Annotated in this window: 25 protein-coding genes; 11 read left to right on the top strand and 14 right to left on the bottom strand. The window is 44.1% G+C overall.

The window, feature by feature from the left end:
• Position 1: 1 nt before the first annotated feature.
• The 6 genes from FN831_RS04565 to FN831_RS28060 all read right to left on the bottom strand — a co-directional run bounded on the left by FN831_RS04565 (position 2) and on the right by FN831_RS28060 (position 5,389).
• A complete protein-coding gene (locus FN831_RS04565; RefSeq protein ID WP_142527027.1) occupies positions 2 to 1,618 on the bottom strand; it encodes a CTP synthase in 1,617 nt (538 codons plus the stop codon).
• A 457-nt stretch (positions 1,619 to 2,075) separates the two neighbouring features.
• Positions 2,076 to 2,612 (bottom strand): hypothetical protein, encoded by a 537-nt coding sequence (locus tag FN831_RS04570; RefSeq protein WP_142527028.1) that lies wholly within the window; start codon positions 2,610 to 2,612, stop codon positions 2,076 to 2,078.
• A 30-nt stretch (positions 2,613 to 2,642) separates the two neighbouring features.
• Positions 2,643 to 3,383: a 3-deoxy-manno-octulosonate cytidylyltransferase gene (gene kdsB, locus FN831_RS04575; protein ID WP_142527029.1), complete on the bottom strand. Its 741-nt coding sequence runs from the start codon at positions 3,381 to 3,383 to the stop codon at positions 2,643 to 2,645.
• A 1-nt stretch (position 3,384) separates the two neighbouring features.
• A complete protein-coding gene (locus FN831_RS04580; protein WP_142527030.1) occupies positions 3,385 to 3,999 on the bottom strand; it encodes a deoxynucleoside kinase in 615 nt (204 codons plus the stop codon).
• Positions 4,000 to 4,047: 48 nt separating this feature from the next.
• On the bottom strand, positions 4,048 to 5,046 hold the full coding sequence (trpS, locus tag FN831_RS04585) for a tryptophan--tRNA ligase (RefSeq protein WP_142527031.1): 999 nt from the start codon (positions 5,044 to 5,046) through the stop codon (positions 4,048 to 4,050).
• Positions 5,047 to 5,161: 115 nt separating this feature from the next.
• Positions 5,162 to 5,389: a hypothetical protein gene (locus FN831_RS28060; protein WP_246101363.1), complete on the bottom strand. Its 228-nt coding sequence runs from the start codon at positions 5,387 to 5,389 to the stop codon at positions 5,162 to 5,164.
• Between FN831_RS28060 and FN831_RS04590 the strand changes: the two genes are divergently transcribed.
• The 6 genes from FN831_RS04590 to FN831_RS04615 all read left to right on the top strand — a co-directional run bounded on the left by FN831_RS04590 (position 5,288) and on the right by FN831_RS04615 (position 8,169).
• Positions 5,288 to 5,884, top strand: a complete 597-nt coding sequence (locus tag FN831_RS04590; protein ID WP_246101341.1) for a lysophospholipid acyltransferase family protein — start codon at positions 5,288 to 5,290, stop codon at positions 5,882 to 5,884. The genes FN831_RS28060 and FN831_RS04590 overlap by 102 nt on opposite strands.
• Positions 5,881 to 6,171 (top strand): Asp-tRNA(Asn)/Glu-tRNA(Gln) amidotransferase subunit GatC, encoded by a 291-nt coding sequence (gene gatC, locus FN831_RS04595; protein ID WP_142527033.1) that lies wholly within the window; start codon positions 5,881 to 5,883, stop codon positions 6,169 to 6,171. The genes FN831_RS04590 and gatC overlap by 4 nt, the downstream gene beginning before the upstream one ends.
• Before the next feature lie 85 nt (positions 6,172 to 6,256).
• Positions 6,257 to 7,021 (top strand): ABC transporter ATP-binding protein, encoded by a 765-nt coding sequence (locus FN831_RS04600; RefSeq protein WP_142527034.1) that lies wholly within the window; start codon positions 6,257 to 6,259, stop codon positions 7,019 to 7,021.
• Positions 7,021 to 7,569 carry a cob(I)yrinic acid a,c-diamide adenosyltransferase gene (locus FN831_RS04605; protein ID WP_142527035.1) on the top strand — a complete coding sequence of 183 codons (549 nt, stop codon included), beginning with the start codon at positions 7,021 to 7,023 and terminating at the stop codon, positions 7,567 to 7,569. Before FN831_RS04600 ends, FN831_RS04605 begins: the two co-directional genes overlap by 1 nt.
• Positions 7,570 to 7,652: 83 nt before the next feature.
• Complete coding sequence (locus FN831_RS04610; RefSeq protein WP_008240955.1) at positions 7,653 to 7,874, top strand: DUF2795 domain-containing protein; 222 nt, start codon at positions 7,653 to 7,655, stop codon at positions 7,872 to 7,874.
• A 136-nt stretch (positions 7,875 to 8,010) separates the two neighbouring features.
• A complete protein-coding gene (locus FN831_RS04615) occupies positions 8,011 to 8,169 on the top strand; it encodes a lmo0937 family membrane protein (RefSeq protein WP_142527036.1) in 159 nt (52 codons plus the stop codon).
• A gap of 22 nt (positions 8,170 to 8,191) precedes the next feature.
• Here FN831_RS04615 and FN831_RS04620 read toward each other — a convergent pair whose 3' ends face one another.
• Positions 8,192 to 8,869, bottom strand: coding sequence for a 2-C-methyl-D-erythritol 4-phosphate cytidylyltransferase (locus FN831_RS04620; RefSeq protein WP_142527037.1), 678 nt, complete (start codon positions 8,867 to 8,869; stop codon positions 8,192 to 8,194).
• 79 nt (positions 8,870 to 8,948) lie between these two features.
• A complete protein-coding gene (queA, locus tag FN831_RS04625; RefSeq protein WP_142527038.1) occupies positions 8,949 to 9,998 on the bottom strand; it encodes a tRNA preQ1(34) S-adenosylmethionine ribosyltransferase-isomerase QueA in 1,050 nt (349 codons plus the stop codon).
• A 186-nt stretch (positions 9,999 to 10,184) separates the two neighbouring features.
• On the opposite strand from queA, the gene FN831_RS04630 reads away from it, so the two are divergent.
• Positions 10,185 to 11,429, top strand: coding sequence for an ABC transporter permease (locus FN831_RS04630; protein WP_142527039.1), 1,245 nt, complete (start codon positions 10,185 to 10,187; stop codon positions 11,427 to 11,429).
• Positions 11,430 to 11,497: 68 nt separating this feature from the next.
• Here the strand turns inward: FN831_RS04630 and FN831_RS04635 are convergent, their stop codons facing one another.
• Positions 11,498 to 12,691, bottom strand: coding sequence for a pyridoxal phosphate-dependent aminotransferase (locus FN831_RS04635; RefSeq protein ID WP_185960380.1), 1,194 nt, complete (start codon positions 12,689 to 12,691; stop codon positions 11,498 to 11,500).
• Positions 12,692 to 12,860: 169 nt separating this feature from the next.
• Here FN831_RS04635 and FN831_RS04640 point away from each other — a divergent pair, with 169 nt between their 5' ends.
• Both FN831_RS04640 and FN831_RS04645 read left to right on the top strand, forming a co-directional pair.
• Positions 12,861 to 13,781 carry a cation diffusion facilitator family transporter gene (locus FN831_RS04640; RefSeq protein ID WP_246101357.1) on the top strand — a complete coding sequence of 307 codons (921 nt, stop codon included), beginning with the start codon at positions 12,861 to 12,863 and terminating at the stop codon, positions 13,779 to 13,781.
• Positions 13,778 to 14,227, top strand: coding sequence for an NUDIX domain-containing protein (locus FN831_RS04645; protein ID WP_142527040.1), 450 nt, complete (start codon positions 13,778 to 13,780; stop codon positions 14,225 to 14,227). Before FN831_RS04640 ends, FN831_RS04645 begins: the two co-directional genes overlap by 4 nt.
• 30 nt (positions 14,228 to 14,257) lie before the next feature.
• Here FN831_RS04645 and pdeM read toward each other — a convergent pair whose 3' ends face one another.
• Genes pdeM through FN831_RS04665 form a run of 4 tightly spaced genes read right to left on the bottom strand, consistent with a single transcriptional unit; the run spans position 14,258 to position 20,036 of the window.
• A complete protein-coding gene (gene pdeM / locus FN831_RS04650) occupies positions 14,258 to 14,893 on the bottom strand; it encodes a ligase-associated DNA damage response endonuclease PdeM (protein WP_142527041.1) in 636 nt (211 codons plus the stop codon).
• Positions 14,877 to 17,432 (bottom strand): ligase-associated DNA damage response DEXH box helicase, encoded by a 2,556-nt coding sequence (locus tag FN831_RS04655; RefSeq protein WP_142527042.1) that lies wholly within the window; start codon positions 17,430 to 17,432, stop codon positions 14,877 to 14,879. The genes pdeM and FN831_RS04655 overlap by 17 nt, the downstream gene beginning before the upstream one ends.
• Positions 17,429 to 19,021, bottom strand: coding sequence for an ATP-dependent DNA ligase (locus FN831_RS04660; protein ID WP_142527043.1), 1,593 nt, complete (start codon positions 19,019 to 19,021; stop codon positions 17,429 to 17,431). The genes FN831_RS04655 and FN831_RS04660 overlap by 4 nt, the downstream gene beginning before the upstream one ends.
• A 1-nt stretch (position 19,022) precedes the next feature.
• Positions 19,023 to 20,036, bottom strand: coding sequence for a ligase-associated DNA damage response exonuclease (locus FN831_RS04665; RefSeq protein WP_142527044.1), 1,014 nt, complete (start codon positions 20,034 to 20,036; stop codon positions 19,023 to 19,025).
• Positions 20,037 to 20,370: 334 nt separating this feature from the next.
• Here FN831_RS04665 and FN831_RS04670 point away from each other — a divergent pair, with 334 nt between their 5' ends.
• Positions 20,371 to 22,182 (top strand): glycoside hydrolase family 15 protein, encoded by a 1,812-nt coding sequence (locus tag FN831_RS04670; RefSeq protein WP_246101343.1) that lies wholly within the window; start codon positions 20,371 to 20,373, stop codon positions 22,180 to 22,182.
• 11 nt (positions 22,183 to 22,193) lie between these two features.
• A complete protein-coding gene (locus FN831_RS04675; protein WP_142527045.1) occupies positions 22,194 to 22,970 on the top strand; it encodes an SDR family NAD(P)-dependent oxidoreductase in 777 nt (258 codons plus the stop codon).
• Between the two features lie 42 nt (positions 22,971 to 23,012).
• Here FN831_RS04675 and FN831_RS04680 read toward each other — a convergent pair whose 3' ends face one another.
• Positions 23,013 to 25,190, bottom strand: a complete 2,178-nt coding sequence (locus FN831_RS04680) for a S9 family peptidase (protein WP_142527046.1) — start codon at positions 25,188 to 25,190, stop codon at positions 23,013 to 23,015.
• Positions 25,191 to 25,199: the final 9 nt, after the last annotated feature.

Genomic DNA, 25,199 nt, shown 5'->3' on the forward strand with positions numbered 1-25,199 from the left:
ATTAGTTTGTTTTTTTCTTCGCGTACTCCATTGCAGCGGCGACAAATTTAACAAAAAGTGGGTGAGGATTAGCAACTGTTGACTTTAATTCGGGATGAAATTGTCCACCAACAAAAAACGGGTGGTTTTTTAGCTCAATAATTTCTACCAGCTTGCTGTCAGGATTAATACCTGAAGCAATCATTCCAGCTTCTTCATATTGTTTCAGGTAGGCATTGTTAAATTCATAACGGTGTCTGTGACGCTCGTTGATATGGGCTTTTCCGTAAGCGTGGAATGCTTTTGTGCCTTTTTTAAGATCACATGGATAAGAACCAAGGCGCATGGTTCCGCCTTTGTTTGTTACCGTCTTCTGATCTTCCATCATATTGATAACAGGATCAACAGTTTCTGTATCTATTTCTGTAGTGTTTGCTGTTTTCAGTCCCAGTACATTACGACCATATTCAATTACCGCGCACTGCATACCTAAACAAATGCCGAAAAATGGCACTTCATTCTCACGTACATACCTGATTGAATCAATTTTACCTTCTATACCACGGCTTCCAAATCCGGGAGCTACCAGTACACCATCCAGGTGGCCCAGTTTTTCGGCAGCATTATCAGGATAGATCTCTTCAGAGTGTATATATTCAATTCTTACCTTACATTCGTTTTTGGCACCTGCATGAATAAATGATTCGATAATAGATTTATAGGCATCAGGCAGTTCTACATATTTACCGATCAGCCCGATCCTTACATCGGCTGTAGGATTTTTAAGACGGCCTAAAAAGTCTTTCCAGCTTTCCATATCCGGCTCGTTTTTCTGCGGCAGTTTTAATTTGCTCAATACCGTTTTATCCAGTTGCTCTTTCATCATCAGCAGGGGCACTGAATAAATAGAAGAAGCATCCATCGATTCGATTACCGCATTTACGTTTACATTACAGAACAGAGCTATCTTTTTACGGATATCCATATTGATATGATGTTCTGTACGGCAAACCAGGATGTCTGGCTGGATACCATATTCAAGCAGCATTTTTACGGAGTGCTGTGTTGGTTTGGTTTTAAGTTCACCTGCAGCAGCAAGGTAAGGCACTAGTGTAAGGTGGATCACAATTGCATTGTTGGCTCCGGCCTCCCATTTGAATTGTCTTACGGCCTCCACGAAAGGCAGTGATTCAATATCGCCTACAGTTCCTCCAAGCTCGGTAATCACGATATCAAACTCTCCTGTATCGCCCAGGATACGCATGTTACGTTTAATTTCGTCGGTAATATGTGGTACTACCTGAACCGTTTTACCAAGGTATTCGCCCTGGCGTTCTTTATTGATAACGTTCTGATAGATTCTTCCGGTGGTAATATTGTTTGCCTGTGAAGTAGGCACATTCAGAAAGCGTTCATAGTGGCCCAGATCCAAATCAGTCTCTGCACCGTCTTCTGTTACGTAGCACTCGCCATGCTCATAGGGATTTAACGTTCCGGGATCAATGTTGATATAAGGGTCGAATTTCTGAATGGTTACCCGGTAACCTCTTGCTTGTAAAAGTTTGGCTAATGAAGCGGAGATGATGCCCTTCCCTAATGAGGAAGTAACACCGCCCGTAACAAAAATATACTTAGTCATGTTTGTGAGTTTGTGAAATAAGAGCAATTTTAACAGCACTCTTATTGTTTTTGTACGGGATACAAAGCTACAGAAATTATGTCAGAATTTACTTTAAATATTCGAATTTGAATATTTTTGGCGGGACCAGAATGGCTGTTAAACAAAAAAGACCTGGTAAAATACCTGGCCTTTTTTAATTTTATATTTGGTTAGAATATGCTTGATTAATTGAATGTTAAAGGTGTATACCCTAACACTAAGGTAAATCTAATGTTATTTTTATAATATTACATATCTAATATAAAAAAAAACATGCCGATTTTATAACACGCTGATTTTCAGTGTCAAAATTTGTTGTCGTGACACATGTTTTGTCATCTTTTTATCAAAAGATACGCGATTTTAATCTTTATTATAATTGTATAAAAGACGCTTATAAAACACTCTTAGTGTTTTATGTACACTAACTATGTTTTTATCTGCAGCATTCATAATATGGTTTCACTTTCTGCTCCTTATCAGACCATGCGATATAGACGTTGCTCTCTTTGCCCAGCCGGTATTTAAATCCGTTGAGCCCCGACTTTTTTAACTCCCCAAAAAAGATTTTGTCGGGCGTATTTTTATCCGGCAGCTCATCAGCTGTAACTGCAGGTTCAAGAAAATTTTCTTCATCCAGAAAAAGGCCCAGTTCGTCCTCAAGAAACTGCACTTGCTTTTTCTCTTTTCCTAAATCAACGTTGTCCTTGTAATTGTCGAGAAGTGCCGTAGCTTTTAGTATTTTGGTGTAGATGTTTTTCCCGGAGGGCGTAGTGATTGTAAACACCAGTTCCATCTCTTTTGGCTTATCGCCATTGAGGACAATCTTAAAGGTGTCAAGTGTGGTGGTATCACTGAATGAGCGCAGCGCTACCTTAGTTCTGGAGGCAGGGTCTATCTTCGCCGCTTTTTCCTGCCGGCAGGCTGTAAAGAATAAACAAAGCAGGGTAAGGGTTAAAAAAGCGTTTCTCATGGGCTTAAATTGATGGCCTAAGATAGCTAATTAATTGCCCTTCATCTTCATGATTTTTTCAAGATCTTCGGGCGTATCAACCGCGATAGATTCCATATCAGTTACCCTGGTTTGTATTTCATAGCCGTTTTCTATCCAGCGTAACTGCTCAAGGCTTTCTGCAAGCTCCAGTGAGGAGGGCTTTAACCTGGTGATCTGCAGCAGGGTATCTGCGGTATAACCATAAATACCGATATGCTTGTAAAACTGATGTGTTTTCAGCCAGTTTTCCTGATCAATATTCCGCAGAAAGGGTATGGTATGCCTGCTAAAGTAAATGGCCTGCTGACGGTGGTTCAGTACTACCTTCGGAATATTCTGGTTAAACAGTTCTTCCTGGTCCCGGATACATTTTACCAGGGTAGCCAGTTTCACTTCAGGATCGGTAAAACATGAGCTCAGCAGATCAATCTGTACAGGATCAATATAAGGTTCATCCCCCTGGATATTGATGATCACTTCAAAGCCTGTGAATTTCTCTGCTACTTCCGCACAGCGGTCGGTACCGCTCTGGTGGTCAGACCTGGTCAGTGCATATTCGCCCCCAAACCTTTTTACTTCAGTAATGATCCGCTCATCGTCTGTGGCAATCACTACTTTATCCAGACTTGCCGAACTGCAGGCCTGTTCATACACACGCTGGATCATGCTTTTTCCTGCAATATCTATCAGTGGCTTGCCCGGAAAGCGGGTAGAGGCATAACGCGCGGGGATAATTCCAAGCGTTGCCATCCTAGAAAAGTCCGTGGATTTCTGCTTCGATAGACTGTATGACAGTACCCAGGTCCTCAGGATTGTTTGTGAAATCCAGTTTATCCTTATCCAGGATCAGGAGTTTGCCCAGCTGGTAACCTTTGATCCAGGCTTCGTATTTTTCATTCAGTTTTGAAAGATAGTCCAGACGGATACCTGCTTCATAATCGCGGCCCCTGCGCTGAATGTTATCAACCAGTGTAGGCACCGAAGCCCGAAGGTAAACCAGCAGGTCTGGCGGTTTGATAAATGAAGTGATATTATCAAATATATCCTGATAGTTTTTATGGTCCCTGGTAGTCATCAGTCCCATCTCATGTAGGTTTTCGGCAAAAATATGTGCGTCTTCATATATAGTCCTGTCCTGGATGACGTTTCTCTGGTTCTTCTCAATGTCTACGATCTGCTGAAAACGGCTGTTCAGGAAGTAGATCTGCAGGTTAAAACTCCAGCGTTTCATATCACTGTAAAAGTCTTCGAGATAAGGGTTGTTATCTACAGCCTCATAAAGGGCTTCCCATCCATAATGTTTAGCCAGTAAACTTGTTAAAGTCGTTTTACCGGCGCCTATATTTCCAACTATTGCTATATGCATATGATCAATGTGATGAGCTTAAGGTAGTAATTTTTATTTATTGATAATTTAAAATGGCTTGAAACCGATCAGTTCCCGTACTTCAGTAATTGTTTTTCTCGCACTTTCGCGCGCTTTTTCTGCGCCTCGGTTGGCTATCTTGCGTAGGTACTCGTCATCTTTTGAGATTTCTTCAATGCGCTCCCTGATCGGAGAATTAAAGATGATCATATCTTCGGCCAGCTGTTTCTTAAAGTCCCCGTAGCGAATAGCACATTTGTTGTACAAGTCGTTAAAATGTGCCAGGGTATCTTCCGCAGAAACGATTTTCATCAGGTCAAACAGGTTTTGTATCGGCTCCGGCTTAGGCTGGTTCTCTTCTGTGGGGCCGCCGTCAGATACAGCTTTCAGCACCTTCTTGCGAATCACATCCGGCGAGTCTGCCAGGTAAATGGCGTTGCCGTCGCCCTCAGATTTGCCCATCTTGCCTTTACCGTCAAGGCCCGGTACTTTCACCAGATTGGCAGAATAGCTAAAGGCAAATGCCTCCGGGAAATAGTCATGGTTATATAACCTGTTAAAACGGTTTCCAAAGGTGCGTGTCATTTCAAGATGCTGTTCCTGGTCTTTTCCAACCGGCACTTTCGTGGCCTTGTGCAGCAGAATATCTGCCGCCATTAAGGAAGGATAGGTAAGCAGGCCCGCGTTAACGTTATCAGGCTGTGAGCGGATTTTATCTTTAAAGGAAGTACTTCTTTCCAGCTCGCCCATATAGGCATTCATATTCAGGTAAAGGTAAAGTTCCGTCACCTCCGGTACGTCAGACTGGATATAGATGGTGCTTACCTCTGGATCGATACCGCTTGCCAGATATTCTACTAAAACGTTTTTTACATTGCCATGCAGATCTGCTGGCGTAGGGTGCGTAGTTAAGGAATGAAAATCAGCTATGAAAAAATAACAATTATAGTCATGCTGCATTTTTACAAAATTAGTTACAGCACCAAAGTAATTGCCTAAATGTAATTTGCCTGTGGGACGAATGCCGCTTACTACTGTTTCTCTCATCGTATCTAATATTTATGAACCCCGTAAAGGAATCAGGAGGCCGAAATTAAGAAAAAACCCTTACAAACATTTGTGTTGTGGATTTTTTGTAGTTTTGATTGCAATGATACGTCTGTTAAAGCGAGTACACTACTTTTATTTTCTCCTTATCATTCTGGGTTTTTTTATAGCTTTTTATCCCTTCTATTATATAGCAGCGAAAAGGCCGGCATGGTATGGCTTCCTGAACCGCTTGAGGGCCTTGAACAGCCTGCTCTGCAGTGTTTTCAGCGGTGTCTTTTTCCGGTTTACCTATGAGGAGAAACTTGACCATCGCAAACATTATATCTATTGCGGGAACCATACCTCTAATCTTGATATTATGATTTTCTGCCTGCTGGCCAGAGGAAGGTTCAGTTTTATGGGAAAAGATGAATTACTCAAAAACCCGGTTTTAAAGATCTTTTTCAATACGATCGATATTCCCGTAAACAGGGACAGTAAAATGTCCTCTTTCAGGGCTTTTAAACGCGCAGGGGAACATTTACGGCAGGGGATGAGCCTCATTATCTTCCCCGAAGGACGGATTGATATGGACCAGTACCCGCCGGTGATGACACCTTTTAAAAATGGACCCTTCAGGCTGGCCATAGAAACCAATACCCCCATCGTGCCGGTGAGCGTAACCGACGCATGGAAAAAATTATGGGACGATGGTGCAAAGTATGGAAGCCGTCCAGGAATTTGCGATATTTACATTCACAAACCGGTTTATACAGAAAATATGGCTCCGGATAGTGCTGATGAGCTAAAAGACGCTATTTTTGATTTAATAAACAGTAAAGTGATTACACGATGAACATAGATAAAGAGACGATTTATAAAGTTGCAGATCTCGCGAGGATTGAAATTGGGGAACACGAAGTAGAAGACCTGCAGGCAGATATGAATAAGATCCTGACTTTCATGGAGAAACTCAATGAACTGGATACCACTGCTGTGGAACCTCTGGTATATATGAACCCTGAGGTAAATATTTGGAGAGAAGATGTGGTGATACAGGAGCTGACAGTTGCGGAAGGACTTAAAAATGCAGCAGTTCACAATGAAGATTTTTTCTTTGTTCCTAAAATATTGGATAAATAATTTCTTTTGTAACAATCGCAGGCAGGCTGGTGTCTAAACCGAAAGCTTGTATTAGCTTTATTATTTGTAAAATATATAGGCGAAAATGGAGAACCCGTTAATTAATATTAAGGAAATAGGCCGTAAATATGTAATTGGATCAGAAGTGATCCATGCACTGAAATCGGTTTCACTGGAAATCTTTAAAGGTGAATTTGTAGCATTAATGGGCCCCTCAGGTTCAGGTAAGTCTACACTGATGAATATTCTCGGCTGCCTGGATACACCAAATAAGGGCGACTATATCCTGAACGGGATCAATGTAAGCCAGATGTCTGACGATGCGCTGGCAGAAGTTAGAAACAAAGAAATTGGCTTCGTCTTCCAGACCTTTAACCTGTTGCCGCGCTCTACATCTCTCGACAATGTAGCTTTACCGCTGATTTATGCCGGAGCAAGCAAAAAAGACCGCGATGAGCGTGCCAAACAGGCCCTGGAAAACGTGGGACTGGGAAACAGGATTACCCACAAGCCAAATGAGCTTTCCGGTGGACAACGGCAGCGTGTGGCTGTTGCAAGGGCACTGATCAATAATCCCTCTATCATCCTTGCCGATGAGCCCACGGGTAACCTGGATACCAAAACTTCAATTGAGATCATGGGCCTGCTGGAAGAAATCCACAGTAAGGGGAATACAATCATCCTTGTTACCCATGAGGAGGATATAGCGCAGCATGCCCACCGTATCGTCAGGATGCGTGACGGACTGATCGAAAATGATTATTTAAATACAGATGTAAAGACCGTTTCGCCGCGACTGACCAAATTAAAGGAGAGCGGAGACGATTTTGAGCAAATTGGTAAACATTAATGAAGATATACACCAGGACCGGCGACAAGGGAGATACCTCACTTATAGGGGGGACAAGGGTCCCAAAATTCCATCTGCGGATAGAATGTTATGGCACGGTAGATGAACTAAATTCATATATCGGACTCATCCAGTGTCAGGATATTGATACACATGCAAAGCAAATATTAAAGGAAATCCAGGACCGTTTATTTACAATTGGCTCCTCTCTGGCTGCTGATCCCGAGAAATCCAGGATGAAAATACCGGATCTCCACGGATCTGATATCACACTTCTTGAAGGAGAAATGGATCAGATGAATAGCGTTTTGCCGGAGCTTACACACTTTATTCTGCCCGGTGGGAATACGATCGTATCTCATTGCCATATCGCCAGGTGTATCTGCAGAAGGGCAGAAAGGTTAACTGTACATCTGGCTGCTGAGAGCGATGTGGATAACCAGGTGACCATTTATCTCAACCGCTTAAGCGATTATTTGTTTGTTTTAGCCAGGAAACTGGGTTTTGATCAGAATGCTGCTGAAAACCTCTGGTTACCAAGGTTATAAAAAGTGGAAAAAAAAGTTTGTTTTCATCAACTTTTTTAATATACTTTTGCAAATTAAATTAGAACAATAAAATAGTATAGAATATGTATTGGACATTAGAATTAGCATCGCATTTGGAGGACGCTCCATGGCCTGCAACGAAAGACGAATTGATTGATTATGGTATCAGATCAGGAGCTCCTGTAGAGGTAATTGAGAACCTTCAGGCTTTGGAAGACGACGGAGAACCGTATGAAACGATTGAAGAGATTTGGCCGGATTACCCGACTAAAGATGATTTCTTCTTCAATGAAGATGAATACTAAAGACTCATAACTGAAGGCTCCGGTAACGGGGCCTTCTTTTTTTTTGGAACGAAGATTGTTTATGAAATGTCAGGAGAGTGTCTTGAGCTTTCAAAATTCATTTAATTAACAAACTTTATTTTAAAAATCTAATATTATGGGAAATTTACTTTATTTAATCGCAGTCGTATTAATTATACTTTGGGTGATTGGCTTTTTCTTTCACGGCTTCGGTGATGTGGGCGGACTGATCCACGTATTACTTGTTATTGCTGTAATTGCAATTCTCTTAAAAATAATCAATAGAGCTGCTTAATCATAAAAAGGCTCCTGAGCAATCAGGAGCCTTGTTTTTTTAGCAGGAATGAGGCCAGCTCCAGGTCCTGTACATAGGTAATCTTGATATTACTTCTCTCTCCCGGCAGTATATTGATACTAAAGCCCGCTTTTTCTACTACTGAGGCATCATCCGTAAACGCATCGCTGTAAGGCTGCAGATAGGCTCTTCTAAGCTGCTCTGTTACGAAAGTCTGGGGTGTCTGAATCAGGAAAAGTTCATCCCTGTTGAGGGATAAAGAGTGCTGTCCTTCTTTTTTTATCCTTACCGAATCTACCGGCTGTATCGCAGCTATTGCATTGCCCTCTGCAAGTGCCATCTGATATGAAGCCATGATCAGCGCTGTACTGGCCAAAGGGCGCACGGCATCATGCACCGCAACAACGCCATCACCTTTTACGACCGCCAGGCCGTTTTTTACAGAATCAAATCTTTCTTTTCCACCTTCAATAACCTGGTGCGGGATACTGAAACTGTGCGTATGGCAGAGCTCCTTCCAAAACCTGTGCTGTTCTGAATTGAGTACCAATATGATTTCCGGATTTAGTACACAGTTGTAAAAAGACTGAATGGTGTGCATCAGGACAGGTTTGCCATCCAGTTCTATAAACTGTTTGGGAATATCCTGGTTCATTCTGTTTCCTTTTCCTCCGGCAACAATAATAGCGTAGTATTTCATCTTTGGCTGAGCTATTGATAAAAAAAATAGGAGAGACCTCAAGATCCTCCTATTCATTTAATGGGCAATGTTCATTGAATTAGATGATCAGCATTGCATCACCATAACTGTAAAAACGGTATTTTTCTTTCAATGCTACTTCATAGGCATGTCTTACATATTCATAACCACCAAACGCACTGATCATCATCAGTAATGTAGATTCAGGTGTGTGGAAATTAGTAATCATAGAATTTGCAATACTGAAATCATATGGAGGGAAAATGAATTTGCTGGTCCAGTCGTTGGCAGGTTTCAGCATTTTTCCTGAAGATACTGCAGACTCAATCGCACGCATAGATGTTGTTCCTACCGCACAGATACGTTTTTTGTTTTCCAGCGCCTTGTTAACGATCTTTGCCTGTGACTCTTCAATAATGAATTGCTCAGAATCCATTTTGTGTTTGGTTAGGTCTTCTACTTCAACGGTTCTGAAAGTACCTAATCCGATATGCAGGGTAACTTCTGCAAAGTTGATGCCTTTAAGTTCAAGGCGTTTCATCAGCTCACGGCTAAAGTGCATACCTGCAGTTGGAGCAGCAACAGCACCTTCATGTTTAGCGAAGATGGTCTGGTAGCGCTCTTTATCCATTGCAGTAGCCTTACGTTTGATATATTTTGGAAGAGGTGTTTCTCCGAGGATTTCGATGTTCTTTCTGAATTCTTCATCAGTACCGTCAAAAAGGAAACGGATCGTACGTCCTCTTGAAGTTGTATTGTCTACAACTTCTGCTACCAGCAGGTCGTCATCACCAAAGTAAAGTTTGTTACCAACACGGATCTTACGTGCAGGGTCTACCAATACATCCCATAAACGCAGTTCTCTGTTCAGTTCACGCAGTAAAAATACTTCGATAGTTGCACCTGTTTTCTCTTTATTGCCATACAAACGGGCAGGAAACACTTTCGTGTTGTTTAATATCATGACATCCTGATCATCAAAATATTCCAAAACATCCTTGAATATTCTATGTTCAATTTCACCAGTGTCTTTGTGCAGTACCATTAAACGGGCTTCGTCCCTTTGATCTGAAGGATTACTGGCAACTAATGATTCAGGTAAATTAAACTTAAATTGAGATAACTTCATGTTTTTTATAAAATAATTGAGGGCGCAAATTTACAAAATATAATATAAAGATTGTGTACAATGGATTTTTATTTGTAAGGAATTTGTATAGTGCCTGCTGCTCAAAAAACCGGTACTTTACAAATCGTTTGCAAAATATTACTCTTGCTGTAACGTTTTTCGTTATTTTTGATCTAACCATCAATTATGATCATATTCAGACTTATAGGAGAAAGTTTCAGGTTTGCTGCCGATGCGCTCCGCCAGAATAAGCTTCGCACCATGCTCTCGCTTTTAGGGATCACGATCGGTATATTCACAATTATCGCTGTCTTTTCCGGAGTGGACACACTCAGGAATAAGTTGCAGGCAAGTGTAGATAAACTGGGCTCAAAAACGCTGTTCGTGCAAAAATGGCCCTGGGGTTTTGGGGGCGATTATCCCTGGTGGAAGTATGTGAACAGGCCTGAACCTTCGCTGCGCGACTATGATGCGCTGAAATCCCGTCTTGAATATGTAGATGGTATATCCTTTGAGGCCACATCTGCCAGCAGAACGGTCAAATACCGCAGCAGCTCAGTAGAAGGTGCGGTATTACATGCCGCTACACAGGATTATGATAAAACCTGGAACCTGGATTACCAGGAAGGGCGTTACTTTACAGATAATGAGGGCAAGACAGGCTCTCCGGTAGTGATTCTTGGTGCCGAAGTTGCCAAAGGCTTGTTTTCCGGCGAACCGGCCATTGGAAAACAGATCAAAGTAATGGGCCGCAGGCTTACCGTTGTGGGTGTTTTTAAAAAGGAAGGGGAGGATATGCTGGGCATGTCTCAGGACAACAACCTGCTGATCCCGCTTAATTTTGCAAAAGGCCTGTTCGATGTTCAGAATAGTAATTATGACCCGCAGATTAATATCAGGGGCAAAGAAAATATAGCGCTCGAAGAAGTGGAAAGTGAACTGCAGGGCGCTATGCGTTCGGTTCACCGGATCAGGCCGGGCACTGATGATGATTTTGCATTGAATAAAACCACCATGATCACCAATCAGCTAGATACAATGTTTAAAATGGTAAACATTGCAGGATGGGTGATTGGTGGATTTTCTATCCTCGTAGGCGGATTTGGGATTGCCAATATCATGTTTGTATCAGTTAAGGAAAGAACCAACATTATAGGTATCCAGAAGTCACTTGGTGCCAAAAACTATTTTATCCTGCTGCAGTTTATGTTTGAGGCGGTAGCCTTGTGTCTACTTGGCGGATTTCTTGGGCTGGCGCTGGTCTACGGGCTTACGCTGGTCTCCAAGTACGGATTTGATACAGACGTAGTGCTCTACATGAAAAATATCGTGATGGGGGTAGGGATTTCTGTAGTGATCGGAATGATCTCCGGTTTCTGGCCGGCGTATTCTGCATCGAGGCTCGACCCGGTAGAGGCCATAAGGTCGTAAAACAAAGCTTTATAAAAAACAAAAAGGCGTACCGACATTGTCAGTACGCCTTTTGTTTTTTATAAAGCCTAGCTTAATTTAGACAGCGCTTCTTTAATTCTTGATACTGCTTTAACCAACTGGTCTTCTGCAGCAGCGTAAGAGATACGGATACAATCTTCGTTACCGAAAGCTTCGCCGGTAACAGTTGATACATGTGCTTCGTTTAACAGGTACAGGCAAAGGTCTTCAGCATTGCTGATCACATTACCGTTTACGCTTTTTCCGAAATAATCTTTGACAGTAGGGAAGAAGTAAAATGCGCCGTCAGGAAGGTTTACCTGGATGCCCGGAACTTCTTTCAGCAATGCATACACAATATCCCTGCGTTTTTTGAATTCATCTTTCATTGCAGTAACCGTCTCCAGTCCATTCTGGTATGCTGCAAGGGCTGCACGCTGAGAAATCGAAGAAGTACCAGAAGTAATCTGTCCCTGTAATTTATCACAGGCATTGGCAATCTCTTTGTTAGAGGCCATATATCCAACTCTCCAGCCTGTCATTGCATATGCTTTAGAGAAACCATTGATAATGATAACCCTGTCTTTAATCGCATCAAATGCAGCAATAGAAGCATGTTTGTCAACAAAGTTGATATGCTCATAAATCTCATCAGAGATGATATAGATATTTGGATATTTCTCAAAAACTGCAGCAAGACTGGCCAGTTCCTCATGAGAATAAACAGAACCTGTAGGGTTACATGGAGAAGAAAACATGAAAAGCTTGGTTTTAGGCGTAATTGCCGCTTCAAGCTGTTCAGCAGTGATTTTGAAATCGTGCTCAACTGTAGCATTAATAAAAACAGTTTCACCTTCTGCCAGTTTGATCATTTCTGAGTATGAAACCCAGTATGGAGTAGGCACAATTACCTCTTCTCCCGGGTTTACCAGGCAAAGCACTGCATTGGCAAGCGATTGTTTTGCACCTGTAGATACAACGATCTGATCAAAGGTATAAGTCAGGTCATTTTCATTTTTTAACTTCTCAACAATAGCCTTACGCAGTTCAGGGTATCCGGAAACAGGAGTATAGTATGAGTAATTTTCGTCAACAGCCTTCTTGGCAGCTTCCTTTACATGCTCCGGCGTAAAAAAGTCTGGCTCTCCAAAGCTCAGGTTAATTACGTCAATTCCTTTAGCGGTGAGTTCTCTCCCCAGCTTTGCCATTTTAATGGTCTGTGATTCTGATAGATTATTGATCCTTGTAGATAAAAATGTCATGATGCTCTTATAAGGTAGCAAATATAAAAACCAGAACCAACATGTGACTAATAAAAAATACTTTTTAGCATATTATCAGCTTGAAAGCGTATTTTTGGGGGCTAAATCATTCCCCTTGCTGCCTAAAAAGAAAGCGATACTTGTTTCCCTCTGCATTAGTGTAATGCTTATGCTGGCCAAATTTGGTGCTTATTTTCTCACTCATTCCAATGCCATCCTTACGGATGCAGCGGAGAGTATTGTGAACGTACTTGCCAGTGCCTTTGCCTTTTACAGTATCTATCTCGCCACCCTGCCCAAAGACGAAAACCATCCTTACGGACATGGTAAAGTAGAATTTTTCTCGGCCTTTGTAGAGGGGGCGCTGATCAGCATTGCAGGGCTCATCATTATTTTTAAATCCAGTTACGACCTGGTCTTTCCGAAAGAGATCTTCCAGCTGCTTGAAGGTGCTGTCATTATTGGCGGTACCGGGGTCGTAAACCTTGTTGTAGGTTATTATCTGATCCGTACAGGGAAAAAACACCGGTCGCTCACCCTCGAGGCAGATGGCAAACACCTGCTCACCGACGCCGTAACCAGTGCAGGGCTTGTACTCGGGATCCTGGTCATCAAGATTACCCAGGTGTACTGGCTGGACAGTGTTGTGTCTATCTGCCTCGGCATTTACATCGTCTACAGCGGTTACAAACTGACCAGGACATCTGTAGGCGGACTGATGGACGAGAGCAATATTGAACTGGTAAAAACGATCGTTGATATCATGCAGGATAACCGTCAGGATGCCTGGATTGATGTACATAACCTGAGGGCGCAGCAATATGGCTCAGACCTGCATATCGATTGCCATATGACCCTGCCTTATTACTACGATCTTAATCAGGTGCATACGGAGATTTCGGACATAGACAAGCTAATCAACGGCAGCGGAGAGCATGATACAGAATTATTTATACATGCAGATCCCTGTTTACCGGAATGCTGCAATTATTGCAGGATGAAGAATTGCCCGGTAAGGCAGGAGCCTTTTAGGGAGGAAATCCTCTGGACGGTGGAAAATGCCACTAAAAATAAAAAACATTTTCAATGAGCTATTTTAATGTAAGAGTTTACGGATTGCTGATCAACGATGCTAACCAGTTGCTGGTAAGTGACGAACAGTCGGGAGGCATGAGTTTCAGTAAATTTCCCGGCGGGGGAGTGGAATATGGCGAAGGCCTGATTGATGCCCTCAAAAGAGAGTTTATGGAAGAGTGCGAAGCGGAGATCGAGATCATCAGCCATTTCTATACCACAGATTTTTTTGAGAAATCTTCTTTTAATGACAGCCAGATCATCAGTATATACTATCTGGTCAGAGAAACAGGTCCTTTAAAGCTGAACTACAAAACCAGGGTATTTGATTTTGATCCTGATACGCTTCAGTCCTTCAGATGGATCAACCTTACCGATCTCCATGAAGACGATGTGACCTTCAGAACGGATAAAACTGCTGTCTCGCTGTTGCTGTCACTGATTGCAGAAGACGCGGATTAGTTTGGCAACGGAGTTTCCGTCAGCGAAGTATTATACTGCGACTACTTTTTCAGGGGTAATCGCATAGAACTGATCGCCATCTTCAGCTTTGATCTTGCTTAATCCTGTAAATAAGCTGAAGGCGGGCAGTATGGCACAGGTTTTTCCAAAGTAGAAACAGGCAAGTCTGATCTGCTGGCGCGCCTTTCCATAAATCGTGACGCCAGGGTGGATATGGCCCGTAATATTATAGTATTCGTCAAATTCCCGGGGCTGGTCGTGCACAAACCTGAACGGAAAGCTCAGCAGCTCTTTCGGACAAACCTCTACTTTAAGGTCAGTGTACTCATCATTTGACAGCAAATCGTGATTGCCCTTGATCAGGATAATCCTCAGTGCGGGAAATGCCGCCCTCCACAAACTGAAAGTATGCACTTCGGTGTTCATGTCAGAGTGGAACATGTCCCCCGTCACCAGTAAAATTTCAGGGTTATATTTCTCAATCAGTCTGGCTAACTTATCCAGGTCGGATTCTGTTACCGTTGCAGGAACCTGGATACCCGCTTTCCTGAAATGTGCGGCCTTGCCCATATGGAGATCGCTGATGATCAGCATTTTTTTCGATTCCCAGTAAATTGCCCTATCCTTATCTAATACTAAACTTTCGCCTCTACAATTGATGGTCATTCTTTTTCCTTCGTTGTACCTTGGCGTTCTTTTTCTCCGCTTCGGCAGTCATTCTTGCAATTCTTTCTCCGAGTTCTTCAGAACTCATATTTTCCCTTAAGCTGTCCACCTTGATCGGGAAGCACAGGGGGGTGTAACTTTCTGCCTTAACAATGATCACCTTACTGCCCTGGATCCTGTGCAGGGCAGCGGCCAGCCGGGGCTCTTCAATCTGCTGGTAAAACGCTTCGTCATATGCCTGCCGCAATAATAGGTTATGTTTATCATAATCGCTAAAAACATTGAAAAATAATGCTGCCGAGGACTGAAGGTGTTTGTTCGCCACATATTTTCCGGGAAATCCCTGGAATACGAGTCCCGAGATACAGGCGATATCCCTGAACTTGCGCCTGGCCATTTCTGTAGAATTGATACTGGCAACAATATCTTCGCTCAGGTTTGCCGGACTGAACAGCAGTTTGATATTGTCCTCATCCAGCGGGATAGGTTTTTCACTGAGCAGCTCAAAACCGTAATCATTCATAGCGATGGAAAAACTGATGGGCTTAGACTTGGATAAACGATAGGCGATCAGCGCGGCCAGGATCTCATGTACCTGCCTGCCTTCAAAAGGATAGGCAAAGAAATGGTAACCGTCCCTGGTTTTGATCAGTTCAATCAGAAATTCATCGTCCTTAGGTACATGTGATACCTTCGCCTGTCGCTCAAACAAAGGCAGGATAATATCCAGTTCTTCATCTTCATGCGTTTTATCCAGCGTCTGGTTATATTTCTTGCGCAGTATAGCGCCCAGATTGGCAGTGAGTGACATCCTTCCGCCCATCCAGCTTGGGGTAATGGCAGTTTTAAGCCTGCTTTTCCTCACCAGCGCTGTCATCTCCTTCACCATAATAAACTCCAGCACCCGCCCTGCCAGCGTAAAGCTGTTGCCGGGCTTAATTTTTGAAAGGAATGATTCTTCTACCATACCCACATACCCACCGGTCATGTATTTCACCTTGATCATCGCATCACTTACAATGGTACCGATATGCAGGCGGTGCCGCATGGCCATCTGCCGGCTCTTCACTTTCCAAAGGCCGTCTTCCTTTTCTACCTTGCTGAATTCGGTATAGGCCGTTAAGCTTTCCCCGCCGGTAGTGATAAACTGCATCATCCAGCTCCATTCATCCTGTTCCAGTTCCCTGAAGGCAAAAGTCTGCTTCACCTCCTCAAATAATTTCTTGTCGTCAAATCCATCGCCCACGGCAAGTGTCACCATATACTGGATCAGCACATCAAAAGACATCACCATTGGTTCGCGGCTTTCGATATTGTTGGTTTTTGCGGCTTCCTTTATCGCCGCAGCTTCTACCAGTTCCAGTGCATGGGTAGGAAGGAAGAAGATCTTCGATGTTTCATAGGGCGAGTGGCCGCTGCGTCCGGCGCGCTGCAGAAAACGGGCAACACCTTTTGGCGAGCCAATCTGAACTACCGTGTCCACCGGTTTAAAATCCACGCCCAGATCCAGTGAGGAGGTACTGATTACCGCTTTGAGTGCACCCGTATGGATGGCGTCCTCGATCCAGTTGCGCAGTTCATAATCGATCGAACCGTGGTGAATAGCGATCTGGCCGGCAAGGTTTTCATCCAGCTTCAGCAAATTCTGATACCATAGCTCAGCCTGTCCACGGGTATTGCAGAAGATCAGGGTAGTTTTGCTCTTTTCAATGATCGGCAGCAGCTTGTGGGCAAGCTTATGCCCCAGGTGGCCCGCCCAGGGCAGCATGTCGATATGATCGGGGAGAATGCTCTTGATCACAATCTTCTTTTCCAGCTCTGCCACCACAATGGTTTTGAGCACCTCTTCATAGGGTACCAGCACGTCCAGCGCCTGTTCAAGATTTCCTATTGTTGCAGAGATGCCCCAGATCCTGAGCAACCTTTCGGGATGTTTCTCCAGCAGAAGGCCCCTGATGCGGGAAATTGCCAGTTCGGCCATTACACCGCGTTTACTGCCCAGCAGCTCGTGCCATTCATCTGCAACAATGCACTGCAACTCATCAAAATAGCGCGAAGTATCTTTCTGGGCCAGCAGCAGGTGCATACTTTCAGGTGTGATGATCAGCACCTCGGGCATTTGTTTTTTCTGTTTCAGCTTTTCGCTCCGTGCGGTATCCCCATTGCGGACACCTATATGCCAGTCCAGCTCCAAAGCGGTGCACACCTCTGTCATCGCCCTGGCCAGATCTTTTGCGAGCGAGCGCAGCGGCGTAATCCAGATCAGTTTTAAACCTTCCGGCTGGCGTTTCCTTTTGAGCACTGTGGCTTTTCCCTTTGGCGCTGCGGCCTTGCGCTGCTCCTGGTTATTCAGCTCATCGATCACCACGGCCAGGAACATAGAAAATGTTTTACCAAATCCCGTGGGTGCATTCACCAGTCCGCTGTAACCTTCGGCATAATATTCCCAGGCATCGGTCTGAAATTTAAAGGGCTGCTTTTTACTGCTTTTAAGCCATTTTATAACCTTTTTATATCCCGCACTCTTATCGAGCATCATAATGTTGAAGCTAAAAGTTGTCTCAAATCATCCAGTGTATTGATCTCGGCTGCTACTTTATCCTTACGCCAGCGGGCGATGCGTGGAAAGCGCAGTGCCAGACCGGCTTTGTGCCTTTTGCTCTCCGCAATTCCTTCAAAGGCGATTTCAAAAACCAGTTCTGGTTTGACGGTACGTACAGGGCCAAATTTCTCAATTGCGTTTTTCTTGACAAAGGAGTCTACCTCTTTGATTTCCTTATCTGTCAACCCGGAATATGCTTTTGCCACTGTGATCAGGTTTTCACCATCGCGCACGGCAAAGGTGTAATCTGTAAAGTGATTGGCGCGTCTTCCACTGCCTTTTTGTGCGTAGATCATCACAGTATCAACCGTATAGGGATTGATCTTCCATTTCCACCAGTCGCCACGCTTGCGGCCGCTGTGGTATAAAGAACTCAGCTTTTTGAGCATAATGCCCTCGCTGTTATTGTCCCTTGAGCCTTTCCTGATCTCTGCCAGCTCATCCCAACCGGTAAAAGCAATGACAGGCGACAGGATAGCTACATCTGTATTGCGGATCTGCGAAACGATCTCTTCCAGCAACCTCCGCCTTTCGGATAGAGGTTGAGTGCGGATATCGCCCCCCTGGTATTCCAGCAGGTCATAAATATAAAAGCCTATAGGTGCATCCTTTAATTGAGATTTATTGATCGTTTTCCTGTTCAGGCGCTGCTGCAGGATACTGAAAGCCTGTACCTGTCCATCCTTTACAGACAGGATCTCCCCGTCTATTACGGTTCCGTCCGGCAGTTCATCTTTGAGGAAATGCAGTTCAGGAAACTGATCGGTGACCAGCTCTTCGCCGCGCGACCAGATAAATAATTCACCGTTCCTTTTTACAATTTGTCCGCGGATACCGTCCCATTTCCATTCTGCCTGCCATTCATCGGTACCGCCCAAACTGGCTGGTTCGGCTTCCAGCGCATACGCCAGGCAAAAGGGGTAAGGCCAGGAGTTGTCCGTATTGACGTGTGCTCCGGCAATCAGTTCGTCATAAGTGATTTCTCCGGGATTCCATTTCCCCATGATACTGTGCATGATCTTGTTGCTGTCGGTATCACTTTGTTTTGAAATGGCATTCACCAGCATCTTATTGGAAACCCCGATCCGGAAATTACCGGATATCAGTTTATTAAAGATGAAACGTTCCTGCGTGTCAAGGCTGTCCCAGGCCTGGAGGATAAATTCTTTTTTCTCCTCATCAGTCTTCCCGTTTAGTGCCGCAAGGTCATTGATCCATTCATGCAGTTTTCTGTCTGTAGTATGCGTTGCGGGCGGAAGCACCAGTGCAATCGTTTCACTGAGATCGCCCACACTGTGGTAACTTTCCGCAAACAGCCAGGCCGGAATATCGCTCAGTTCTGTAGCCCATTGCCTGATCAGGGCAGTAGGGACCGGCCTTTTTGGTTTCTTGCCCGTAAACATGGCAATCACGAAAGGTTTATCGCGCTCATCGGCCGTGCTGAAATAGCTTACCAGCGCCGCGATCTTATCGTTGGTCTTGTTGCTGGTTTCCAGCTGCTGTATCAATTGTGTGAACCGTCTCAAATTAAGCTTCTTTTAGGATTTCTTCTTCTTCGTCGTCCTCATTTCCATAGCGTGTAACCACCTCTGCCGAGGGGATACCGATTTCATTAAGGTATTTGGAGAAAGTAGAGACGAAACCATGTGTGACAAACACTTTTTCTGCTTCTGTAGCTTTTATAGCGGATAAGAGGCCCGGCCAGTCGGCATGATCACTTAACGCGAAGCCTGCATCGGCAGCCCGCCACCTGCGGCCGGCCCTTACCTGCATCCAGCCTGAACACACGCCCGTTGCGGCATGATGCAGGCTTTTCATCCATTTCCCATCTGCCAGGGCAGGGGGAACAATTACTATTCCTTTCTGCAGTTCATCTTTTTTGATGTCTGGAGTGATCCTGATGGTTTCAGGAAGATCTACGCCAGCCTTAATAAATCCTTCGTTGAGATTGGCAATAGAGTTGTGTACATATATAGGGATATCTCCTGCGAGGTTTTTAATCAGCCGCTGCGCTTTGCCCAGGCTGTAAGCCACAAGCACACTGGTTTTCATCTGGTCGTGGTTATCCGAGATCCAGTTTCTGATCTGCCCGAAAACAGTTTCTTGTGGCAGCCATTTATAGATAGGTAGTCCGAAAGTGCTTTCTGAAACAAAGGTATGGCATTTTACAGGTTCAAAGGCGGTACTGATGCCGTCATATTCTACTTTGTAATCTCCGGATACCACGCAGATTTCCCCCTTATATTCCAGTCTCACCTGGGAAGAGCCGATTACATGTCCGGCGGGGAAAAAGCTTACTTTTACACCGTTAATACTGATTTCCTTATTGTAGGGCAGTGTTTGAACGGGAAGATCAAAGCCCAGGCGCTGCAATAAAACCGGTTTGGTAAGCTCCTGGCACAGATAACCTTTGTTGCCCCATTTTACATGGTCTGCATGCCCGTGCGTGGTTACGGCGAGATCTACAGGTTTCCATGGGTCGATGTAAAAGTCGCCCTGCTTACAGTATATTCCCTTATTGGTAAATGTGATTAATGCCATCGCAGGATACAACAACGGGTTTACGGCAAAAGTTTGAAGTATGAATATCCAGTGGGATTAGTTCCATAATTCTAACCGGTAAGTCTAAAATAATTAGAAATACTGGTTCTCTGTATGTGCTGATTCATTTTTTTTATGGCTTAATTTTTAATGATTACAGCAAAAAGAATAACTACAATTTTTTTTTGTAAGAAATTTAAGACCGAATAGTTTTAATTTACATTGATGTTCTGTCAATGAAACTTTAATTGCCGGGTACAAATTGGGACGATATGAAATATCAACCTTGTTCGTTCATCTCAAAACATTAAAACATTTTTGCGGTTTAATAAGGGTGAAAAAAGCTCCCCCATATTTACCTATAGAAAACTACGGAATCATTGGCAACATGAAAACGATCGCGTTGGTCTCCCTTGACGGCAATATCGATTTTATGTGCTTTCCCAATTTTGATTCACCAACAATCTTCGCCAGTTTGCTTGATCAAACGAATGGGGGAAGTTTTTCGGTAACCCCACAGTTTGATTCCTTTAAAACCAAACAACTGTACATACCCGGAACGGCAGTATTGCTGACCAGGTTTTTCTCTGACGACGGAATTGCCGAGGTAACAGACTATATGCCTTTAGAGGAAGGCGACGACAAAACTATCTGTGCCATTGTCCGGAAAATCAAAACTGTACGCGGAAAGATCAACTATACGATCAACTGTGCACCCAGGTTTGATTACGCCAAAGCCGAACATAAGGTTGAAAAGCATGGTAAACAGGAACTGGTGTTCAATGCCATTAACGACGGTGATACTATGGTGCGCCTGATTGCCGATTTTCCGCTGAGATTAAAAGGCGAAGACGGCTTTGCTGAGTTTACGCTTGGGCAGGGCGAAGAAACCTGGGTAGTACTGGAATCGGCCAAAAAAGGAGAATCAAAGCATCTCAGGGATATCAACTTCTATAAAAACGATACCTACCAGCCAACCATTGCCTTCTGGAGGCACTGGATCAATAAATCTACCTATAAGGGAAGGTGGACAGACCTGGTTTCGAGATCGGCCATTACACTAAAATTGCTCACCTCTGCCAGCTATGGGTCGATGGTTGCCGCCCCCACCTTTAGCCTGCCCGAATCAGTGGGCAACGACAGGAACTGGGATTACCGCTTTACCTGGATCCGCGATGCCGCCTTTACCATGTACGCCTTTCTGCGCTTGGGTTACTGGGAAGAAGCCTCCGCCTTTTTAAAATGGATCCATGAAAGGTCTGGCGACGAGGTGCTGAACCTGATGTATGCCATAGATGGTTCTCCGGTAATGGAAGAAGAAGTTCTGGAAAATATGGAAGGCTATATGGGTACAGCTCCGGTAAGAATAGGAAATGCCGCGAAAGATCAGAGCCAGCTCGATATTTATGGCGAACTGATCGATACCATCTATCTCTATAATAAAAACCATAGTAAAATAAACTATGAATTCTGGACTACAGTGCAGAAACATATTGCCTGTGTGGTGGCCGACTGGAAGAAACCGGACCACGGCATGTGGGAATTCAGAAACGGCAAGAAACATTTTCTCCATACCCGGCTGATGTGCTGGGTAGCGATGGACAGGGCGATAAAAATTGCTGTCGACCGTTCCTTTCCTTATCCTGAAAAAGAATGGAAGGAGGTGAGGGATGCGATATACATAGACATTTATGAGGATTTCTGGAACAAGAAACTGGGCGCCTGGGTACAGTATAAAGGAGCAGATGTGGTTGATGCTTCAGTACTGCTGATGCCGCTGGTGCATTTTATTACACCTGATGAACCACGATGGTTATCAACCCTAAAGGTGGTTGAAGAGAAATTAAGTACCGATGTCCTGATTTACAGGTATGACAACAAGGAGGGTTCAGATGGACTGGAAGGCGAAGAAGGAACCTTCAACATGTGCTCTTTCTGGTTTATAGAGGTACTGGCAAAAAATAAGGAAATAGACAAAGCGCTGGAAAGCTTCGAGAAAATGACCGGCTATGCCAATCACCTCGGACTTTTTGCAGAACAGATTGGCAAACGCGGTGAGCACCTGGGCAACTTCCCGCAGGCTTTTACCCATCTGGCCTTAATCAGTGCAGCGCTTGAACTGGATAAACAACTGGACAGATTATAAAAAATATAGCAATGAAGAAACTGGAAAATAAAGTAGCATTAGTTACCGGAGCAGATTCCGGTATCGGGCTGGCCATTGCAATAGAATTTGCAAAAAATGGGGCAAAGGTGATCGTTTGTTATCACAGTCATGAAGACCGGGCAAAAGAAGCACTCAAGCTGGTGAAGGAACAGCAAAAAGATGCGCAGCTGATCAAATTTGATGTGAGTGATGAAAAAGATGTAGAAAAGAAAATGGAAAAAGTCATCAAAGATTTTGGGGGCATCGATATCCTGGTCAACAATTCCGGCGTAAATGGTTCCGGTATTCCCATTGACGAAATGGATACCAAAACATTTGACCTCACGCTGCGGACCAACCTTTACGGAACCTTTTTCTGCAGCAGGAAATTTATCCAGCACCGCAAGAGCCTTAAAAAACCGGGCAAGATCATTAACATCTCCTCTGTACATGAAGAAATCACTGCTCCCGGCAATGCCGATTATAATGCTTCAAAAGCAGGTGTAAGGAATTTTATGCGGACAGTGGCGCTTGAAGTTGCACCATTCGGGATTACCGTAAATGATATTGCCCCGGGAATGATCCTGACGGCAATGAATCAAAAAGCGATGGATGACCCTAAGGTTCGAAAGAAAGCGGAGAAAAATATTCCGCTGGGAAGGGCCGGAAAGCCTGAGGAAATCGCTTATCTCGCCTTGTTCCTGGCTTCAGATGAGGCAAACTATGTAACCGGAAGCACCTACCTGATGGATGGTGGCTTATCGATTAACGTAGGGCAGGGAGCTTAAATCATATGTAATAAAAAAGGGTACCGAAGTACCCTTTTTTATTTATTTTCCTCCCGGTGCGCAGTGCTCCTGCAAAAACCTGGTATATGTTTTTGCCAGATGCTGCCTTGTGCCGGCCCCCTCACTGATCCCGTGTGTACGGTTTGGATAAGACATCAGCTGAAAAACCTTTTGATTTTTAACGAGCTCATCGATCAGCATTTCTGCATTCTGATAATGTACGTTATCATCGCCGGTCCCATGAATATACAAAAGATCGCCTTGCAGATTCTTTGCGTAGGTGATGGGCGAACCCTGCACATAAGCTTCCTTAGATTTCAAAGGTGAGCCCATATAACGCTCCTGGTAAATGTTATCATAGGTCAGCTGGTTTCCTACAGCAGCGATTGCAATCCCTGTTTTATAGATCTCAGGATGCTGGAACATCAGGTTGAGCGTTGATGAACCGCCACCGCTCCATCCCCATACTGCTACCCGCTCTTTATCTATAAACGGCCATTCCAGGATTTTCTTTGCCGCCGAAGCCTGATCATTGATATTCATCAGCCCGATCTTTTTATAAACACTCTTGCGGAACTCGCGGCCTTTCGGTGCCGGGGCGCCGCGATTTTCGATCGATATGTAAACGTATCCGTCTTTAGGCATATCGCCCGCATACAAAAAGTTATATCCAACGCCGTAGGTATCCGTAACCGTTTGCGAAGCCGGTTCGCCATACACATAAAATACCACAGGATATTTTTTGGTCTGGTCAAAATTATCTGGTTTTTTCATCCATCCGTCCAGTTCAGTGCCGTCATCGGTTTTCACCTTAAAGAACTCAACTTTATTTTTGGGCTGCTGCATCCTGCCCAGCTGATTGGTGAGGCTGCCTTCCATTGTAAAAGGGTTTCCAGTATCTATCCTCATCCATTCTACAATCGGGCTGATGTTGGCGCTCTGGTAGGTATGGCTGGCAAAACTGCCATTGGGCGAAATATCATAACTGTGGGTGCCCGGAAAGATCGAGGGCGTTACGCGCTCCAGTTTCCCGCTGCCGTCCAGCTTTGTTTTGTACAAATATTTTTGTGTCGCATTTGCCGGAGAGGCAATGAAATAGAAAGTATTGTTCTTTTCGTCCACAAGACTGCTTTCAATCACATCATATGCTCCTTTATTGATCAGGGTTTGTTTTTTACCATCCCTGCTGATCCGGTAATAATGGCGCCATCCATCTTTCTCACTCATCCAGATAAATTCTTTCCCGTTGTTGATCCACTGCCATTCCTCGCCGGCATCTACCCATGCTTTATCTGTTTCAGTGTAAATACTTTTAATGACGCTGGATTGTGTATTGGCTACAAACAGATTGGTGGTGTTCTGTTCCCTGTTAATTTGCTGCAGGATAATATCGTTGCTGCCCGGTACCCAGTCCATCCTTGGGATATAGTTCTGCACGTTATCTCCCGGAACATTTACCCAGGTAGTTTTTGCAGAGGCTATATTTACAATGCCGATTTTACATGCGGAAGGGTTTTCTCCAACTTTAGGGTATTCCACAGGAATAACAAAAGGATAAATAGAGTCTGTGTTGTTGATCATCAGAAAGTTTTTGATCTTTCTTGCATCAATCTGCCAGTAGGCGATTGAGCTGCCGTCAGGGCTCCATCTGAAACCGTCCCTGCAGTCAAACTCCTCCTCGTACACCCAGTCGAACGTTCCGTTGATCAGCCTGTCGGTGCCATCGGTAGTTAATGCGGTAGAAGTTTTAGAGGCAAGATCATCCACATACAGGTTATGGCCGCTTACATAAGCCACTTTGCCTGCATCCGGCGATAGTTTTGCAAACATCAGTGAAGAAGCTGGTTTGTCCTTTCCGATCTGGGTTAGCGTATTGGCTTTGGTATCGGCCAGCCAGTAATCGCCCCTGGTTTCGTAACGCCACACTTTTTTTGCATTGGTGTAGATCAGCACTTTTGAGCCGTCAGCAGAGATCACAAAACTTTTGATCCTCAAAGGCTGGTTCATGCCCTGTGGTGTGAGCTGTGCCCTGCTCAGAATTGTTTTTCTGTCCCGTTTGGGTAAGGTAATGTCTACGATCTCGCCGTCAGAGATTTCGTAATAGCCACTGCCATCTTTTGTCCAGTTGATACCTTTGTCCTGCTGTGCATAGGTGGTTACACAGAAAAAACCAAGCAACAGCACCAGGTTAAGTTTTAAATAAACTAGTTTTTGTTTCATTTGATTCAA

It is taken from the genome of Pedobacter westerhofensis (assembly GCF_900182595.1).
Taxonomy (GTDB): domain Bacteria; phylum Bacteroidota; class Bacteroidia; order Sphingobacteriales; family Sphingobacteriaceae; genus Pedobacter; species Pedobacter westerhofensis.

Bases quoted from the DNA above. Each gene is read 5' to 3' on its own strand.
- FN831_RS04680 (WP_142527046.1), bottom strand. From the start codon at position 25,190: ATGAAACAAAAACTAGTTTATTTAAAACTTAACCTGGTGCTGTTGCTT.
- FN831_RS28060 (WP_246101363.1), bottom strand. From the start codon at position 5,389: ATGGTTCCCGCAATAGATATAATGTTTGCGATGGTCAAGTTTCTCCTC.
- FN831_RS04600 (WP_142527034.1), top strand. From the start codon at position 6,257: ATGGAGAACCCGTTAATTAATATTAAGGAAATAGGCCGTAAATATGTA.
- FN831_RS04565 (WP_142527027.1), bottom strand. From the start codon at position 1,618: ATGACTAAGTATATTTTTGTTACGGGCGGTGTTACTTCCTCATTAGGG.
- FN831_RS04640 (WP_246101357.1), top strand. From the start codon at position 12,861: ATGCTGGCCAAATTTGGTGCTTATTTTCTCACTCATTCCAATGCCATC.
- FN831_RS04665 (WP_142527044.1), bottom strand. From the start codon at position 20,036: ATGGCATTAATCACATTTACCAATAAGGGAATATACTGTAAGCAGGGC.
- FN831_RS04610 (WP_008240955.1), top strand. From the start codon at position 7,653: ATGTATTGGACATTAGAATTAGCATCGCATTTGGAGGACGCTCCATGG.
- kdsB (WP_142527029.1), bottom strand. From the start codon at position 3,383: ATGGCAACGCTTGGAATTATCCCCGCGCGTTATGCCTCTACCCGCTTT.
- FN831_RS04675 (WP_142527045.1), top strand. From the start codon at position 22,194: ATGAAGAAACTGGAAAATAAAGTAGCATTAGTTACCGGAGCAGATTCC.
- FN831_RS04580 (WP_142527030.1), bottom strand. From the start codon at position 3,999: ATGCATATAGCAATAGTTGGAAATATAGGCGCCGGTAAAACGACTTTA.
- FN831_RS04570 (WP_142527028.1), bottom strand. From the start codon at position 2,612: ATGAGAAACGCTTTTTTAACCCTTACCCTGCTTTGTTTATTCTTTACA.
- FN831_RS04655 (WP_142527042.1), bottom strand. From the start codon at position 17,432: ATGATGCTCGATAAGAGTGCGGGATATAAAAAGGTTATAAAATGGCTT.
- FN831_RS04605 (WP_142527035.1), top strand. From the start codon at position 7,021: ATGAAGATATACACCAGGACCGGCGACAAGGGAGATACCTCACTTATA.
- FN831_RS04645 (WP_142527040.1), top strand. From the start codon at position 13,778: ATGAGCTATTTTAATGTAAGAGTTTACGGATTGCTGATCAACGATGCT.
- pdeM (WP_142527041.1), bottom strand. From the start codon at position 14,893: ATGACCATCAATTGTAGAGGCGAAAGTTTAGTATTAGATAAGGATAGG.
- queA (WP_142527038.1), bottom strand. From the start codon at position 9,998: ATGAAGTTATCTCAATTTAAGTTTAATTTACCTGAATCATTAGTTGCC.
- trpS (WP_142527031.1), bottom strand. From the start codon at position 5,046: ATGAGAGAAACAGTAGTAAGCGGCATTCGTCCCACAGGCAAATTACAT.
- gatC (WP_142527033.1), top strand. From the start codon at position 5,881: ATGAACATAGATAAAGAGACGATTTATAAAGTTGCAGATCTCGCGAGG.
- FN831_RS04630 (WP_142527039.1), top strand. From the start codon at position 10,185: ATGATCATATTCAGACTTATAGGAGAAAGTTTCAGGTTTGCTGCCGAT.
- FN831_RS04620 (WP_142527037.1), bottom strand. From the start codon at position 8,869: ATGAAATACTACGCTATTATTGTTGCCGGAGGAAAAGGAAACAGAATG.
- FN831_RS04635 (WP_185960380.1), bottom strand. From the start codon at position 12,691: ATGACATTTTTATCTACAAGGATCAATAATCTATCAGAATCACAGACC.
- FN831_RS04615 (WP_142527036.1), top strand. From the start codon at position 8,011: ATGGGAAATTTACTTTATTTAATCGCAGTCGTATTAATTATACTTTGG.